This is a genomic window from Sutcliffiella halmapala (genome assembly GCF_002019665.1).
GTDB lineage: Bacteria > Bacillota > Bacilli > Bacillales > Bacillaceae_I > Sutcliffiella_A > Sutcliffiella_A halmapala.
The window spans coordinates 4,661,209-4,675,691 of the sequence record NZ_KV917375.1; the positions used below are offsets into that span (position 1 = coordinate 4,661,209).

At 40.1% G+C, this 14,483-nt stretch carries 11 protein-coding genes and 1 other annotated feature; all 11 genes read right to left on the reverse strand.

Annotated features, from left to right (window positions below; all coding sequences use genetic code 11):
• Nucleotides 1-100: 100 nt before the first annotated feature.
• On the reverse strand, nt 101-2,179 hold the full coding sequence (fusA, locus tag BK580_RS23010) for an elongation factor G (protein ID WP_078382558.1): 2,079 nt from the start codon (nt 2,177-2,179) through the stop codon (nt 101-103).
• A gap of 92 nt (nt 2,180-2,271) precedes the next feature.
• Complete coding sequence (gene rpsG / locus BK580_RS23015) at nt 2,272-2,742, reverse strand: 30S ribosomal protein S7 (RefSeq protein ID WP_078382559.1); 471 nt, start codon at nt 2,740-2,742, stop codon at nt 2,272-2,274.
• Nucleotides 2,743-2,791: 49 nt separating this feature from the next.
• Nucleotides 2,792-3,214, reverse strand: coding sequence for a 30S ribosomal protein S12 (gene rpsL / locus BK580_RS23020; RefSeq protein WP_078382560.1), 423 nt, complete (start codon nt 3,212-3,214; stop codon nt 2,792-2,794).
• A 102-nt stretch (nt 3,215-3,316) separates the two neighbouring features.
• Complete coding sequence (locus tag BK580_RS23025; protein ID WP_078382561.1) at nt 3,317-3,565, reverse strand: 50S ribosomal protein L7ae-like protein; 249 nt, start codon at nt 3,563-3,565, stop codon at nt 3,317-3,319.
• 126 nt (nt 3,566-3,691) lie between these two features.
• A complete protein-coding gene (rpoC, locus tag BK580_RS23030; RefSeq protein WP_078382562.1) occupies nt 3,692-7,288 on the reverse strand; it encodes a DNA-directed RNA polymerase subunit beta' in 3,597 nt (1,198 codons plus the stop codon).
• A 66-nt stretch (nt 7,289-7,354) separates the two neighbouring features.
• Nucleotides 7,355-10,912 carry a DNA-directed RNA polymerase subunit beta gene (rpoB, locus tag BK580_RS23035; RefSeq protein WP_078382563.1) on the reverse strand — a complete coding sequence of 1,186 codons (3,558 nt, stop codon included), beginning with the start codon at nt 10,910-10,912 and terminating at the stop codon, nt 7,355-7,357.
• A gap of 249 nt (nt 10,913-11,161) precedes the next feature.
• Nucleotides 11,162-11,764: a class I SAM-dependent methyltransferase gene (locus BK580_RS23040; protein WP_078382564.1), complete on the reverse strand. Its 603-nt coding sequence runs from the start codon at nt 11,762-11,764 to the stop codon at nt 11,162-11,164.
• Nucleotides 11,765-11,982: 218 nt separating this feature from the next.
• Nucleotides 11,983-12,342: a 50S ribosomal protein L7/L12 gene (rplL, locus tag BK580_RS23045; protein WP_078382565.1), complete on the reverse strand. Its 360-nt coding sequence runs from the start codon at nt 12,340-12,342 to the stop codon at nt 11,983-11,985.
• 65 nt (nt 12,343-12,407) lie between these two features.
• A complete protein-coding gene (rplJ, locus tag BK580_RS23050; RefSeq protein ID WP_078382566.1) occupies nt 12,408-12,908 on the reverse strand; it encodes a 50S ribosomal protein L10 in 501 nt (166 codons plus the stop codon).
• A gap of 42 nt (nt 12,909-12,950) precedes the next feature.
• Nucleotides 12,951-13,097: a sequence feature (ribosomal protein L10 leader region), on the reverse strand.
• A 48-nt stretch (nt 13,098-13,145) separates the two neighbouring features.
• On the reverse strand, nt 13,146-13,850 hold the full coding sequence (rplA, locus tag BK580_RS23055; protein ID WP_078382567.1) for a 50S ribosomal protein L1: 705 nt from the start codon (nt 13,848-13,850) through the stop codon (nt 13,146-13,148).
• Between the two features lie 116 nt (nt 13,851-13,966).
• Nucleotides 13,967-14,392, reverse strand: coding sequence for a 50S ribosomal protein L11 (rplK, locus tag BK580_RS23060; protein WP_047972333.1), 426 nt, complete (start codon nt 14,390-14,392; stop codon nt 13,967-13,969).
• Nucleotides 14,393-14,483: the final 91 nt, after the last annotated feature.

A 14,483-nucleotide genomic window follows, 5' to 3' on the forward strand; every position in this document is an offset into this window, starting at 1 on the left:
CTTAGAGTTTCATTAATTTTTATTTGATATGAGATATGAATAAGTGGAACCACTTATTCACCTACATACTATTTATAAAACAAGATTAGGTGAAAATCAATTATTCACCTTTATTTTTTTTGATGATTTCTTCAGAAATTGATTTTGGCACTTCTTCATAGTGGTCGAAATGCATAGTGAATACTCCGCGTCCTTGTGTGTTAGAACGTAAAGATGTAGCATATCCAAACATTTCAGATAGTGGAACCATAGCGCGAACAACTTGAGCGTTACCGCGAGCTTCCATACCTTCAACGCGTCCACGACGAGATGTGATTCCACCCATGATATCTCCCATGTATTCCTCTGGAGTTACTACTTCAACTCTCATAACTGGCTCCAGAATTACAGGGTTACATTTAGAAACTGCGTTTTTAAGAGCTAAAGAAGCAGCTACTTTAAACGCCATCTCAGAGGAGTCAACATCATGGTATGAACCATCAACTAATGCAGCTTTCACATCAATTAGTTGGTAACCAGCAAGTACACCGTTTTTCATTGAATCTTCTAGTCCAGCTTGTACAGCAGGAACGTATTCACGAGGTACTACTCCACCTACGATTTTGTTTTCAAATTCAAAGCCTTTTCCTTCTTCGTTTGGTTCGAATTCGATCCAAACGTGTCCGAATTGACCGCGTCCACCTGATTGACGAGCAAATTTACCCTCAACCTTAGCAGAGCCACGGAACGTTTCACGGTAAGCTACCTGAGGAGCACCAACGTTTGCTTCTACTTTGAATTCACGTCTCATACGGTCAACTAGGATATCAAGGTGAAGTTCACCCATACCTGCGATGATTGTTTGACCTGTTTCAGGGTCAGTATGAGCACGGAAAGTAGGATCTTCCTCTTGAAGCTTTTGAAGAGCAGTTGTCATTTTATCTTGGTCAGCCTTAGACTTAGGCTCAACTGATAATTGAATAACTGGTTCTGGGAAGTCCATTGATTCTAAGATAACTTGGTGTTTATCATCACAAAGTGTGTCACCAGTAGTAGTATCTTTTAATCCAACAGCTGCTGCGATATCCCCAGCATACACTACAGGAATCTCTTCACGGCTGTTTGCGTGCATTTGAAGGATACGTCCTACACGCTCACGCTTACCTTTTGTTGAGTTGATAACGTAAGATCCAGAGTTTAATGAACCAGAGTAAACACGGAAGAACGTTAATTTACCAACATAAGGATCCGTCATAACTTTGAATGCTAATGCAGCGAAAGGACCATCATCAGTAGAGTCAAGAGTTACTTCTTCCTCAGAATCTGGAAGTGTACCTTTAATAGCTGGTACGTCTGTTGGTGCTGGTAAGTAATCAATAACAGCGTCAAGCATTAACTGAACACCTTTGTTTTTGAATGCAGATCCACAAATAACTGGATAAAAATCAACGTTACAAGTACCTTTACGGATAGTTGCTTTTAACTCTTCAGTCGTAAGCTCTTCTCCCTCTAAGTACTTCATCATTAATTCTTCATCTAGTTCAGCAACTGCTTCAACTAAACGTTGGCGATACTCATCAGCTTGTTCTTTGTATTCCGCTGGAATTTCAACCGCATCAGAACGAGTACCTAGATCATCTTCATAGAAGTAAGCTACCATTTCTACTAAGTCAATGATTCCCTCATACTCATCTTCAGCTCCGATTGGAAGTTGAATTGGGTGAGCATTTGCTTGAAGGCGGTCATGAATAGTACCTACAGAGTAAAGGAAATCAGCACCGATTTTGTCCATTTTATTAACGAACACGATACGTGGTACTCCATAAGTTGTTGCTTGGCGCCAAACTGTTTCTGTTTGAGGCTCTACTCCTGATTGTGCATCAAGAACTGCTACCGCACCATCAAGTACACGTAGGGAACGTTCTACTTCAACAGTGAAGTCTACGTGACCAGGTGTATCGATAATGTTTACGCGGTGGCCTTTCCATTGAGCTGTTGTCGCAGCAGATGTGATCGTGATTCCACGCTCTTGCTCCTGCTCCATCCAGTCCATTTGAGATGCACCTTCATGAGTTTCACCGATTTTGTGAATACGTCCTGTGTAGAACAAAACACGCTCAGTTGTAGTTGTTTTACCAGCATCAATGTGTGCCATGATACCGATATTACGTGTCTTATCTAAGGAGAACTCTCTTGCCATATGGTATTTCTCCTTCCTAAGTATCGATTTAGTTTGTTTTATACCTAAAGCTGTTAAGAACAATGCTTAACAGCTTTAGATAATATGTGATTTTACCAACGGTAGTGAGCAAACGCTTTGTTCGCTTCTGCCATTTTGTGCATATCTTCACGCTTTTTAACAGATGCTCCAGTGTTGTTAGCTGCATCTAGGATTTCATTAGCTAAACGCTCTTCCATCGTTTTCTCTCCACGAAGACGAGAATAGTTAACTAAATAACGAAGTCCAAGTGTAGTACGACGATCTGGGCGCACCTCTACAGGTACTTGGTAGTTCGCTCCACCTACACGACGTGCTCTTACTTCAAGAACAGGCATGATGTTTTTCATTGCTTGTTCGAACACTTCCATAGGTTCTTGTCCAGAACGCTCACCAACTAGTTTGAATGCATTGTAGATGATAGCTTGAGATTTCCCTCTTTTACCATCGATCATTAATTTATTAATAAGACGAGTTACTAACTTAGAGTTATATAACGGATCTGGTAATACGTCTCTTTTTGCAACAGGGCCTTTACGTGGCATATAATTTTCCTCCTTTCGGGTAACTTAATTTTAAGCTATACGCTTTGTATTATTTCTTTGGCGCTTTAGGTCTTTTTGTACCGTATTTAGAACGACCTTGCATACGGTTGTTAACTCCCGCAGTATCAAGTGCTCCACGTACGATATGATAACGTACTCCCGGTAAATCCTTTACACGACCACCGCGAATTAAAACTACGCTATGCTCTTGTAAGTTATGACCAATACCAGGGATATAAGCAGTTACCTCAATTTGGTTTGTTAAACGAACACGAGCATATTTACGTAATGCGGAGTTCGGTTTTTTCGGAGTCATTGTACCAACACGAGTACATACACCACGTTTTTGAGGTGAAGACACATCAGTTTGTGACTTTTTGAAACTGTTATAACCTTTGTTTAAAGCTGGAGATTTAGACTTTACAACTTTACTTGTACGACCTTTACGTACTAACTGGTTAATAGTAGGCATTTAAATTTCCTCCTTCCTCATGTTTTAAGACCACATATCCAGGTGGTTCATTTTAAGGTAAAAAACAAAGTTTTTGCGAATCCACACTCACAAAAACAGTTTTTATTGAATGATCGCAACAGCTGAGGCACCAACTTCAATCCCGCAAGCTCTTCCAAGTTTTTTCATGGAATCTACTTTTACGATTGGAATATTGTGTTCTCTTGCAGTTTGAACAACTTTTTGTGTAACAATCACATCAGCGTCCTCTGCAATAACAACCTCTTTTACTGTTCCGGATTTCAGCGCCTTCACTGTTTGTTTAGTACCTACAATGAAGGTGTTTGCCTGCATCACTTTTTCATAAGACATTAATATATCCTCCAAAGCAACAGGTTATATAAGCACCTTTGCTATATTACCATCTCTATATTCGAATGTCAACCGTAATTTCAATAACAATGAAAAGATTGTCGAGAGGTCCCGACAATCTTCCTTTTATTCTACAGTTACAGGCTCTTCTTGCCCAACTTGTTTTGTTAGATCAAACTTACGATATCGGTTCATACCTGTACCAGCTGGAACTAGTTTACCGATGATAACATTCTCTTTAAGTCCTAGTAACTCGTCGCGTTTTCCTTTAATTGCAGCGTCTGTTAAGACTCTTGTAGTTTCCTGGAAGGAAGCTGCAGATAAGAAGGAATCCGTTTCAAGAGAAGCTTTAGTGATACCTAGTAAGACTGGTCGACCAGTGGCTGGTGTTCTACCATCAATAAGTACACGTTCGTTTGCATCAGTGAATTGGTGGACATCAAGCAGAGTTCCTGGTAGTACATCTGTATCACCAGCGTCGATGACACGTACTTTACGTAACATTTGACGAACCATAACCTCTACGTGTTTATCTCCGATTTCTACCCCTTGCATACGGTATACTTTTTGAACTTCAAGCAGTAGATACTCCTGAACAGAAACCATATCTTTTACTTTTAGTAGTTCTTTTGGATCGATAGAACCTTCTGTAAGCTCTTGACCACGAACCACTTCAGTGTTAACGCCAACCTTTAGGCGGGCAGTATATGGTACTGTGTAGTTTCTCGTTTCTACTTCACCTTGTACAGTGATTTCTTGCTGGCGATCACGGCCTTCGTTGATGGCAGTTACAACCCCATCAATTTCAGAGATAACCGCTTGACCTTTCGGGTTACGCGCTTCAAAGATCTCTTGGATACGCGGTAAACCTTGAGTGATATCGTCTCCCGCAACTCCACCTGTATGGAAAGTACGCATCGTTAACTGAGTTCCTGGCTCTCCGATAGATTGAGCAGCAATAATACCAACTGCTTCTCCTACCTCTACCTCAAGACCAGTTGCTAGGTTACGACCATAACATTTCTTACATACACCATGTCGAGTATTACATGTGAATACAGAGCGGATCCATACATCTTCCACGCCTGCTTCTACAATTATTGTCGCGATATCTTCTGTAATCAAATCGTTTTCAGCTACTAATACTTCCCCAGTTTCAGGATGCTTCACAGCTTTTCTTGCGTGACGTCCAATTAGACGTTCTTCTAATTTTTCTACTACCTCTGTACCATCTTTAAGTGATGAGATGTGCAGTCCACGATCTGTACCACAATCCTTTTCACGAACGATAACATCTTGTGCAACGTCTACTAGACGACGAGTTAAGTAACCTGAATCGGCTGTTTTTAACGCTGTATCAGCAAGACCTTTACGCGCTCCATGGGTAGAGATAAAGTATTCTAGTACCGTTAAACCTTCACGGAAACTAGATTTAATTGGAAGTTCAATAATACGTCCAGACGGATTGGCCATTAGTCCACGCATACCTGCTAACTGTGTAAAGTTAGATGCGTTACCACGGGCACCGGAATCACTCATCATGAAAATGTGATTTAGGCTTGGCAGGGACTGCATTAGCTTCGTCTGTATAACATCCTTCGCAGCACTCCAGATAGAAATAACACGATCATATCGCTCTTCTTCTGTTATTAAACCACGACGGAATTGTTTTAGAACTGTATCTACTTTTGTTTGTGCTTCAACTAAGATTTCTTCTTTCTCTTTAAGAACTACGATATCTGCTACACCAACTGTGATACCAGCTTTTGTAGAATAACGGAATCCTAAGTTTTTCATGCGATCAAGCATTTTGGACGTTTCTGTAATCTTGAAGCGTTTAAATACTTCCGCGATGATGTTCCCAAGGATTTTCTTCTTAAATGGATCGATAAGTTCTTGTTGTTGAATTGCTTCTTTTACATTTGCTCCCTTAGCGACGAAGTACTTCTCTGGAGTATCAACCTCTAAATTGTGCTTCGTTGGTTCATTAATATAAGGGAACGATGTTGGTAAAATCTCGTTAAAGATTAATTTACCTACAGTTGTAATAAGAAGCTTTTGTTTTTGCTCTTCAGTAAAAGTTACGTTATTTAAAGATCCTGCATGAACAGCTACACGAGTATGCAAATGTACATATCCATTCGCATATGCGATTAACGCTTCATTCGTATCTTTAAATACCATTCCTTCACCTACAGCATTTTCACGCTCTAATGTTAAGTAATAGTTACCAAGTACCATATCCTGTGAAGGAGTAACTACAGGCTTACCATCCTTAGGGTTCAGGATGTTTTGGGCAGCAAGCATAAGAATGCGCGCTTCCGCCTGAGCTTCTGCAGAAAGTGGAACGTGAACTGCCATTTGGTCACCATCAAAATCCGCGTTGTATGCTGTACATACTAACGGGTGAAGACGGATTGCACGACCTTCTACTAAAGTAGGTTCAAACGCTTGAATTCCTAGTCTATGAAGGGTTGGTGCACGGTTAAGTAATACCGGATGTTCTCTGATAACAGATTCCAATACATCCCAAACCTCTGGCTGTACTCGTTCAATCTTACGCTTCGCACTCTTGATGTTGTGCGCAAGACCACGTTCTACTAGTTCTTTCATAATAAATGGTTTGAAAAGCTCTAAAGCCATTTCTTTTGGTAAACCACATTGGTACATTTTTAAATTGGGTCCTACTACGATAACGGAACGACCAGAATAGTCAACACGTTTACCTAGTAAGTTCTGACGGAAACGTCCTTGTTTCCCTTTCAGCATATGAGAAAGTGACTTTAACGGTCTGTTACCAGGACCAGTTACAGGACGACCACGACGACCATTATCAATCAGTGCATCTACTGCTTCTTGAAGCATACGTTTTTCGTTTTGAACGATGATGCTTGGTGCACCAAGGTCTAATAAACGTTTTAAACGATTGTTACGGTTGATTACACGACGATATAAGTCATTCAAATCAGAAGTTGCAAAACGACCACCATCTAATTGAACCATCGGACGTAATTCAGGTGGGATAACAGGAAGAACATCTAAGATCATCCAAGATGGTTCATTTCCTGATCCTCTGAAGGATTCCAACACTTCTAAACGTTTAATCGCTCTTGTACGACGTTGTCCTTGAGCCGTTTTAAGTTCTTCTTTTAACGCCTCTACATCTCTTTCCAAGTCAATGTCATGCAAAAGTTTTTTAATCGCTTCAGCACCCATTGCCGCTTGGAATGTTTGACCATATTTTTCACGATAAGCACGAAACTCTTTTTCTGAAAGCAATTGCTTCTTTTCTAAAGGAGTGTCGCCTGTTTCCGTTACTACATATGACGCAAAATAGATAACTTCTTCTAACGCACGTGGAGACATGTCAAGAACAAGGCCCATGCGGCTAGGAATTCCTTTGAAATACCAAATGTGGGATACAGGAGCAGCAAGTTCGATGTGACCCATACGTTCACGACGAACTTTCGCTCTTGTTACTTCTACTCCACAACGGTCACAAACAACGCCCTTGTAACGGACGCGCTTGTATTTACCGCAATGACATTCCCAGTCCTTTGTCGGACCAAAAATACGTTCGCAGAATAACCCATCTTTCTCAGGTTTTAATGTACGATAGTTTATCGTTTCAGGCTTCTTTACTTCTCCGAAAGACCAAGATCTGATCTTATCTGGAGAAGCAAGGCCTATCTTCATATACTCAAAATTGTTAACATCTAGCAAGGGGCCTACCTCCCTTATAATCTACAGGTTCTACCCAAATGCTTATCTTTAAAGTCCTGTTAGTCATTAGTCTTTAGCTACAGTTTCTTTAACTTCTACGGCCTGTTCTGAATCTAACGCAATTCCATCAGATGATTGTACTTCGTCATCTTCTAAATCTCTCATTTCAATCTCTTTTTCATCGCCAGAAAGGATCTTAACATCCATACCTAAGCTTTGAAGCTCTTTGATTAATACTTTGAAAGATTCAGGAACTCCTGGTTCAGGAACATTTTCACCTTTAACAATCGCCTCGTACGTTTTCACACGTCCTACTACGTCATCTGATTTAACAGTTAAGATTTCTTGAAGTGTATAAGCAGCTCCATACGCTTCAAGCGCCCAAACTTCCATCTCTCCGAAACGCTGTCCACCAAATTGCGCTTTTCCGCCAAGTGGTTGTTGTGTAACAAGAGAGTAAGGTCCTGTTGAACGAGCATGCAATTTATCATCAACCATGTGAGCAAGTTTAATCATGTACATAATTCCTACTGACACACGGTTATCGAACGGTTCACCAGTTCTTCCATCATAAAGGACAGTTTTTGCATCACGAGCCATACCAGCTTCTTCTAAAGTGCTCCATACGTCTTCCTCGCGCGCACCATCAAATACGGCAGAAGCAACATGAATACCTAGCGTTCTAGCAGCCATACCTAAGTGAAGCTCTAATACCTGTCCGATGTTCATACGAGAAGGTACCCCTAAAGGATTTAACATAATATCGATTGGAGTGCCATCTGGTAAGTACGGCATATCTTCTTCTGGTAAGATTCGAGAGATTACCCCTTTGTTACCATGTCGTCCTGCCATTTTATCTCCTTCAGAAATTTTACGCTTCTGAACGATATACGCACGAACTAATTGGTTTACACCTGGTGGTAGTTCATCTCCGTCTTCACGGTTAAACACTTTAACATCAAGTACGATACCGCCACCACCATGAGGAACTCTCAGTGATGTATCACGTACTTCTCTTGCTTTTTCTCCGAAAATTGCATGTAAAAGACGTTCTTCAGCTGTTAGTTCTGTGACACCCTTAGGCGTTACTTTACCTACAAGTAAGTCTCCGTCCTTCACTTCTGCACCGACTCTGATAATTCCACGATCATCTAGATTCTTAAGTGCATCTTCACCTACATTCGGAATATCGCGAGTAATTTCTTCTGGTCCAAGCTTTGTATCACGAGCTTCAGATTCATATTCCTCGATATGAATAGAAGTGTATACATCATCTTTTACTAGACGCTCACTCATGATAATAGCATCCTCGTAGTTATATCCATCCCACGTCATGAAACCAACCATTACGTTACGGCCAAGTGCTAACTCGCCCTTTTCCATGGATGGACCATCTGCCAGGATTTCACCTTTTGTAACCTGATCTCCAACAGAAACGATTGGACGTTGGTTATAACAAGTTCCTTGGTTTGAACGAATGAATTTCTGCATTCTATACTTATCAAGGTTCCCTTTAACCTGTTGACCATCTACTTCTTCCATACGACGAACCCAAACTTCACGAGCTTCTACGCGTTCTACAATACCTGGGTACCTACAAATTACAGCTGCACCTGAGTCTCTTGCAGAAACGTGTTCCATACCTGTACCAACAATCGGTGATTCTGGTTGCATTAATGGAACAGCTTGACGTTGCATGTTTGCGCCCATAAGTGCACGGTTGGAGTCATCATTTTCTAAGAAAGGAATACATGCTGTTGCAGCAGAAACAACTTGTTTAGGAGATACATCCATATAGTCGATTCTTTCACTTACAACAACCGTGTTCTCTCCACGGAAACGAGCAACAACATTTACATCTAAGAATGTACCATCTTCACCTAAGCGAGCATTCGCTTGGGCTACTACATAGTTATCTTCTTCATCAGCAGTTAAGTAATCAATTTGGCTTGTTACCTTACCCGACACATGGTCTACTCTACGGTATGGCGTTTCAATGAAGCCGAATTTATTTACTTTTGCAAAAGAAGAAAGGGAGTTGATTAATCCGATGTTTGGTCCCTCTGGTGTCTCAATCGGGCACATACGTCCATAGTGAGAGTAGTGAACGTCACGTACTTCAAATCCTGCACGTTCACGTGTTAAACCACCAGGTCCAAGGGCAGATAATCTTCGTTTATGCGTTAACTCAGCTAATGGGTTCGTTTGATCCATGAACTGAGAAAGCTGTGAGCTTCCAAAAAACTCTTTAATAGATGCAATAACAGGACGAATATTGATTAACTGTTGGGGTGTAATCGTGTTTGTATCTTGAATAGACATTCTTTCACGAACTACACGCTCCATTCTAGATAAACCGATACGGAACTGATTTTGAAGAAGTTCTCCAACAGAACGTAAACGACGGTTACCTAAATGATCAATATCATCGGTGTCCCCAACTTGGTGTAAAAGGTTAAAGAAGTAACTGATAGAAGCGATAATGTCCGCAGGAGCAATGTTCTTCACTTTTTCTTCAATAAAGCCATTACCTAATACCAGAATTTCTTTTTCGCCTTCAGCATCATTTGGTGCATATATCTTAATAGATTGCATTGCTACTTCCTCTTGAACTACTCCACCATGTGGGTGGAAAGAAGTCAGTCCGATACCGTCTTCAATGTTAGGGAGAATACGGTCTAGCGTTCTACGATCTAATAAGGTACCCTTTTCTACGATAATTTCCCCGGTTTCAGGGTCTACTAACGTTTCAGCAATACGCTGATTGAAAAGTCTATTTTTGATATGAAGCTTTTTATTAATCTTGTATCTTCCAACACTTGCCAAGTCATAGCGTTTCGGGTCGAAAAATCTAGACTCTAACAAACTTTTTGCGTTTTCTACCGTTGGTGGTTCACCAGGGCGTAGACGCTCATATATTTCTAGTAATGCCTTTTCAGAGCTTTCTGTGTTATCCTTATCTAAAGTATTTCGCAGATACTCGTTTTCCCCAAGAAGATCAATGATTTCTTGGTCGGATCCAAATCCAAGAGCACGCAAAAGAACCGTTACTGGTAGTTTACGAGTACGATCTATACGAACATATACAACATCTTTTGCATCAGTCTCGTATTCTAACCACGCACCACGGTTTGGAATAACAGTAGCCGAATAGCCTCTTTTACCATTTTTATCTAATTTACCGCTGTAATACACACTTGGTGAACGTACTAATTGAGATACAATTACACGTTCTGCACCATTAATAACGAACGTACCTGTATCCGTCATCAATGGGAAATCACCCATAAATACATCCTGGTCTTTTACTTCACCAGTTTCTTTGTTAATGAGACGAACCTTCACACGTAAAGGAGCTGAGTATGTAACATCTCTTTCCTTTGTTTCTTCAACGGAATATTTAGGTTCCCCTAAGCTATAGTCGATGAACTCTAACGATAGATTTCCAGTGAAGTCTTCAATAGGAGAAATATCATGAAACATTTCTCTCAAACCCTCATCAAGGAACCATTGATAAGAAGAGGTTTGAATTTCTATTAGATTTGGTAATTCTAATACTTCACTAATGCGAGCATAACTTCTGCGTTGGCGGTGTCGTCCATATTGAACTAGTTGACCTGTCAACTGATTCACCCCTCGTATCAAGCGTTATTAAAGCCAAACAAAAAAATTTTTAACAAAGTATAAAAGAACCATGTTAAAAAAGAAAAATGGTTTCAATACAGAAAACCACATTTTTTTTACATTCGCTCTATTGATTTTACTATCATTTCCAAGCGTGCTAATTTTATACATGTGAAATACATAAAATTATTATTGCTCAGAAAAATACATATTGGCATTAAACAATGCTATCACAACAAAAATGCATCGTCAACCTTTTTTTGATTTAATAATATAGTAACCTTTTTTCTTGGTTACCACTTCTACTTCTTCAAATATTTCTTCTAACTTTTCGACAGCTGATGGTGCCCCTTGCTTTTTTTGAATGACAATCCACAGCTCACCATGTGGAGCTAAATGTTGATATGCTTTTTCTAAAATTTCATGCACCACTTTTTTTCCCGCACGGATCGGTGGATTAGAAAGAATCGCCGCATAATTAGAAGAAGTTACATTCGCATAGATATCACTAGCAAAAATGTTCACATTTTCAATTCTATTTTTACTAGCATTTTCTTTAGCAAGTTCGATAGCTCTCTCATTAACATCTATCATTTCTACTTTTCGAGCAGGAAAAGCTTTTGCTAGTGAAAGCCCTATCGGTCCATAGCCACAACCAACATCCAGAATATCACCGGATACACTAGGTTCTGCAAACTCTTCGATGAGAACTCTAGAACCAAAGTCTACTTCTTTTTTCGAAAAGACTCCTGTATCAGTAGTAAACGTGAATTTATTTCCTTTTAATTCAAATTCCCATTGTTGACGATTACTTTCTACAGAAGGTTTATTTGTATAATAATGATCCGCCATAGTAATCCTCCTTACCAGAAAAGTGAAAGCGGCTCGTTCAGCTCCGACAAGCATAAGACGAATTCCTCCAGAGGTCATGCACCACGACCTCTGGAGAAATTTGACTTATGACTCGAGGAGCTAGCCGCTGGAACTAGACACCAAGAAAAGTGAAAGCAACATACTGATAGTTTAAAAAAAAGCTCGCTATTAAATAGCGAGCTTTTTTAGAGCCTGTATTACTTAACAGCTACAGCTGCTCCAACTTCTTCAAGTTTACCTTTGATTTCTTCTGCTTCTTCTTTAGTAACGCCTTCTTTAAGTGCTTTAGGAGCGTTATCTACTACTTCTTTAGCTTCTTTTAAGCCAAGGCCAGTGATTTCACGTACCACTTTGATAACCTTGATTTTTTGTCCGCCAGCAGACTCAAGGATTACGTCGAATTCAGTTTGCTCAGCAACAGCTTCAGCAGCTCCGCCAGCAACAGCTACAGGAGCTGCAGCAGTTACACCAAATTCTTCTTCGATTGCTTTTACTAGGTCGTTTAATTCTAAAACAGTCATGTTTTTAACCGCTTCAATGATTTGTTCGTGTGTCATTGTTATTTTCCTCCTTAATAATATGTGAGTTTTTTATTTTCCTTACTTAACTTACTAGATGAAAATTAAGCGCCTTGCTCTTCTTTTTGATCTGCAACTGCTTTTGTAACAAGAGCGAAATTGCGGATTGGAGCTTGAAGGACACTAAGCAACATAGAAAGTAAACCTTCGCGAGATGGAAGTTCAGCAAGAGCTTTCACTTCTTCAACTGTCGCTACATTTCCTTCGATGACACCAGCTTTGATTTCTAATGCTTCATGCTTTTTAGCGAAGTCATTTAAAATTTTAGCAGGAGCTACAACATCTTCAGTAGAGAATGCGATAGCGTTTGGTCCTGTTAGTGCATCATTTAGTCCGTTGATTTCAGCGGCTTCTGCAGCACGGCGAGTTAAAGAGTTTTTGTATACCTTGAACTCAACACCTGCTTCACGAAGTTGTTTACGAAGTTCTGTCACCTCAGATACGCTAAGTCCACGGTAGTCAACTACGATAGTAGAAACGGATCCACGGAACTTGTCAGCGATTTCTCCAACAACATGTTTCTTTAATTCAACTGCTTTGCTCATCGTTACACCTCCTATAAAGTTGGTTACTACTTATACCGACCGGTGTACATAAAGAATGCCTCCACGCAAATGGAGGCAGAAATTTTTCGTTTAAAAGCTATTAAGCCTTTTATCGTAAAATCTACACCTCGGCAGGAATATTAAGCCCATACGAGCACCTACTGTCTACGGTACAAACAATATTATTTTATAAACACAACGATTATTATAACCGTGTAATCATCTTATGTCAATATGTTAGTTTTTTACAGCAACGAAAGTAGAAGGATCTACTTTTACTCCAGGTCCCATTGTAGAAGTAACAGCTAAGTTCTTCACGTAAGTTCCCTTTGCAGCAGCTGGTTTAGCTTTTAATAATGTTTCATAGATTGTACCGAAGTTCTCAACAAGTTTCGCATCATCAAAAGATAGTTTACCAATTGGAACGTGGATGTTTCCGGATTTATCAAGACGGTATTCAACTTTACCAGCTTTGATTTCGTTAACAGCCTTCGTTACATCAAATGTTACTGTACCAGTTTTAGGGTTTGGCATTAAACCTTTAGGTCCTAATACACGACCAAGTTTACCAACTTCACCCATCATGTCTGGAGTTGCTACGATTACATCAAAGTCAAACCAACCTTGGCTGATCTTTTGAATCATCTCTGCATCTCCTACATAATCAGCGCCAGCAGCTTCCGCTTCTTTTGCTTTTTCGCCTTTAGCAAATACTAAAACGCGTTGAGTTTTACCAGTTCCATGAGGAAGTACTACTGCTCCACGGATTTGCTGGTCATTTTTACGAGGGTCAACTCCAAGACGGAATGCAACTTCCACAGTAGCGTCAAACTTCGCAGTGTTTGTTTTCTTAACTAATTCGATAGCTTCGTTTACAGCGTAAGCCGTTGAACGGTCTACTAACTTAGCAGCTTCGATATACTTTTTACCTCTTTTAGCCATTTTAAATGTCCTCCTTATGTGGTTTTAGCGGAATAACCTCCCACGAATAAAGGTTGCGAATTGGCAAAAAACCGAATCCGCAACCCAGAACAGCAGTTAAATCAAAAGCAATGGGATTAATCTTCGATTACGATACCCATGCTACGAGCAGTACCTTCAACCATGCGCATTGCAGCTTCTACACTAGCAGCGTTAAGGTCTGGCATTTTCGTTTCCGCAATCTCGCGTACTTTGTCACGCTTAACTGTTGCAACTTTATTACGATTTGGTTCACCAGAACCAGACTCAATTCCAGCTGCTTTTTTAAGTAAAACTGCAGCAGGTGGAGTTTTCGTAATAAATGTAAATGAACGGTCTTCAAAAACCGTAATTTCAACAGGGATAATTAATCCAGCTTGATCTGCTGTACGAGCGTTAAACTCTTTACAGAAACCCATGATGTTAACACCTGCTTGACCTAGTGCTGGTCCAACTGGTGGTGCTGGGTTAGCTTTCGCTGCTGGAATTTGTAGCTTTACCAATTTAATTACTTTTTTAGCCACGAGACACACCTCCTTAAGTCCGTGATGTGGTATCTGGGATTACTCCCTCCCACTCAACTCATTCTTTATATATGGAATAAAGAATATTTTT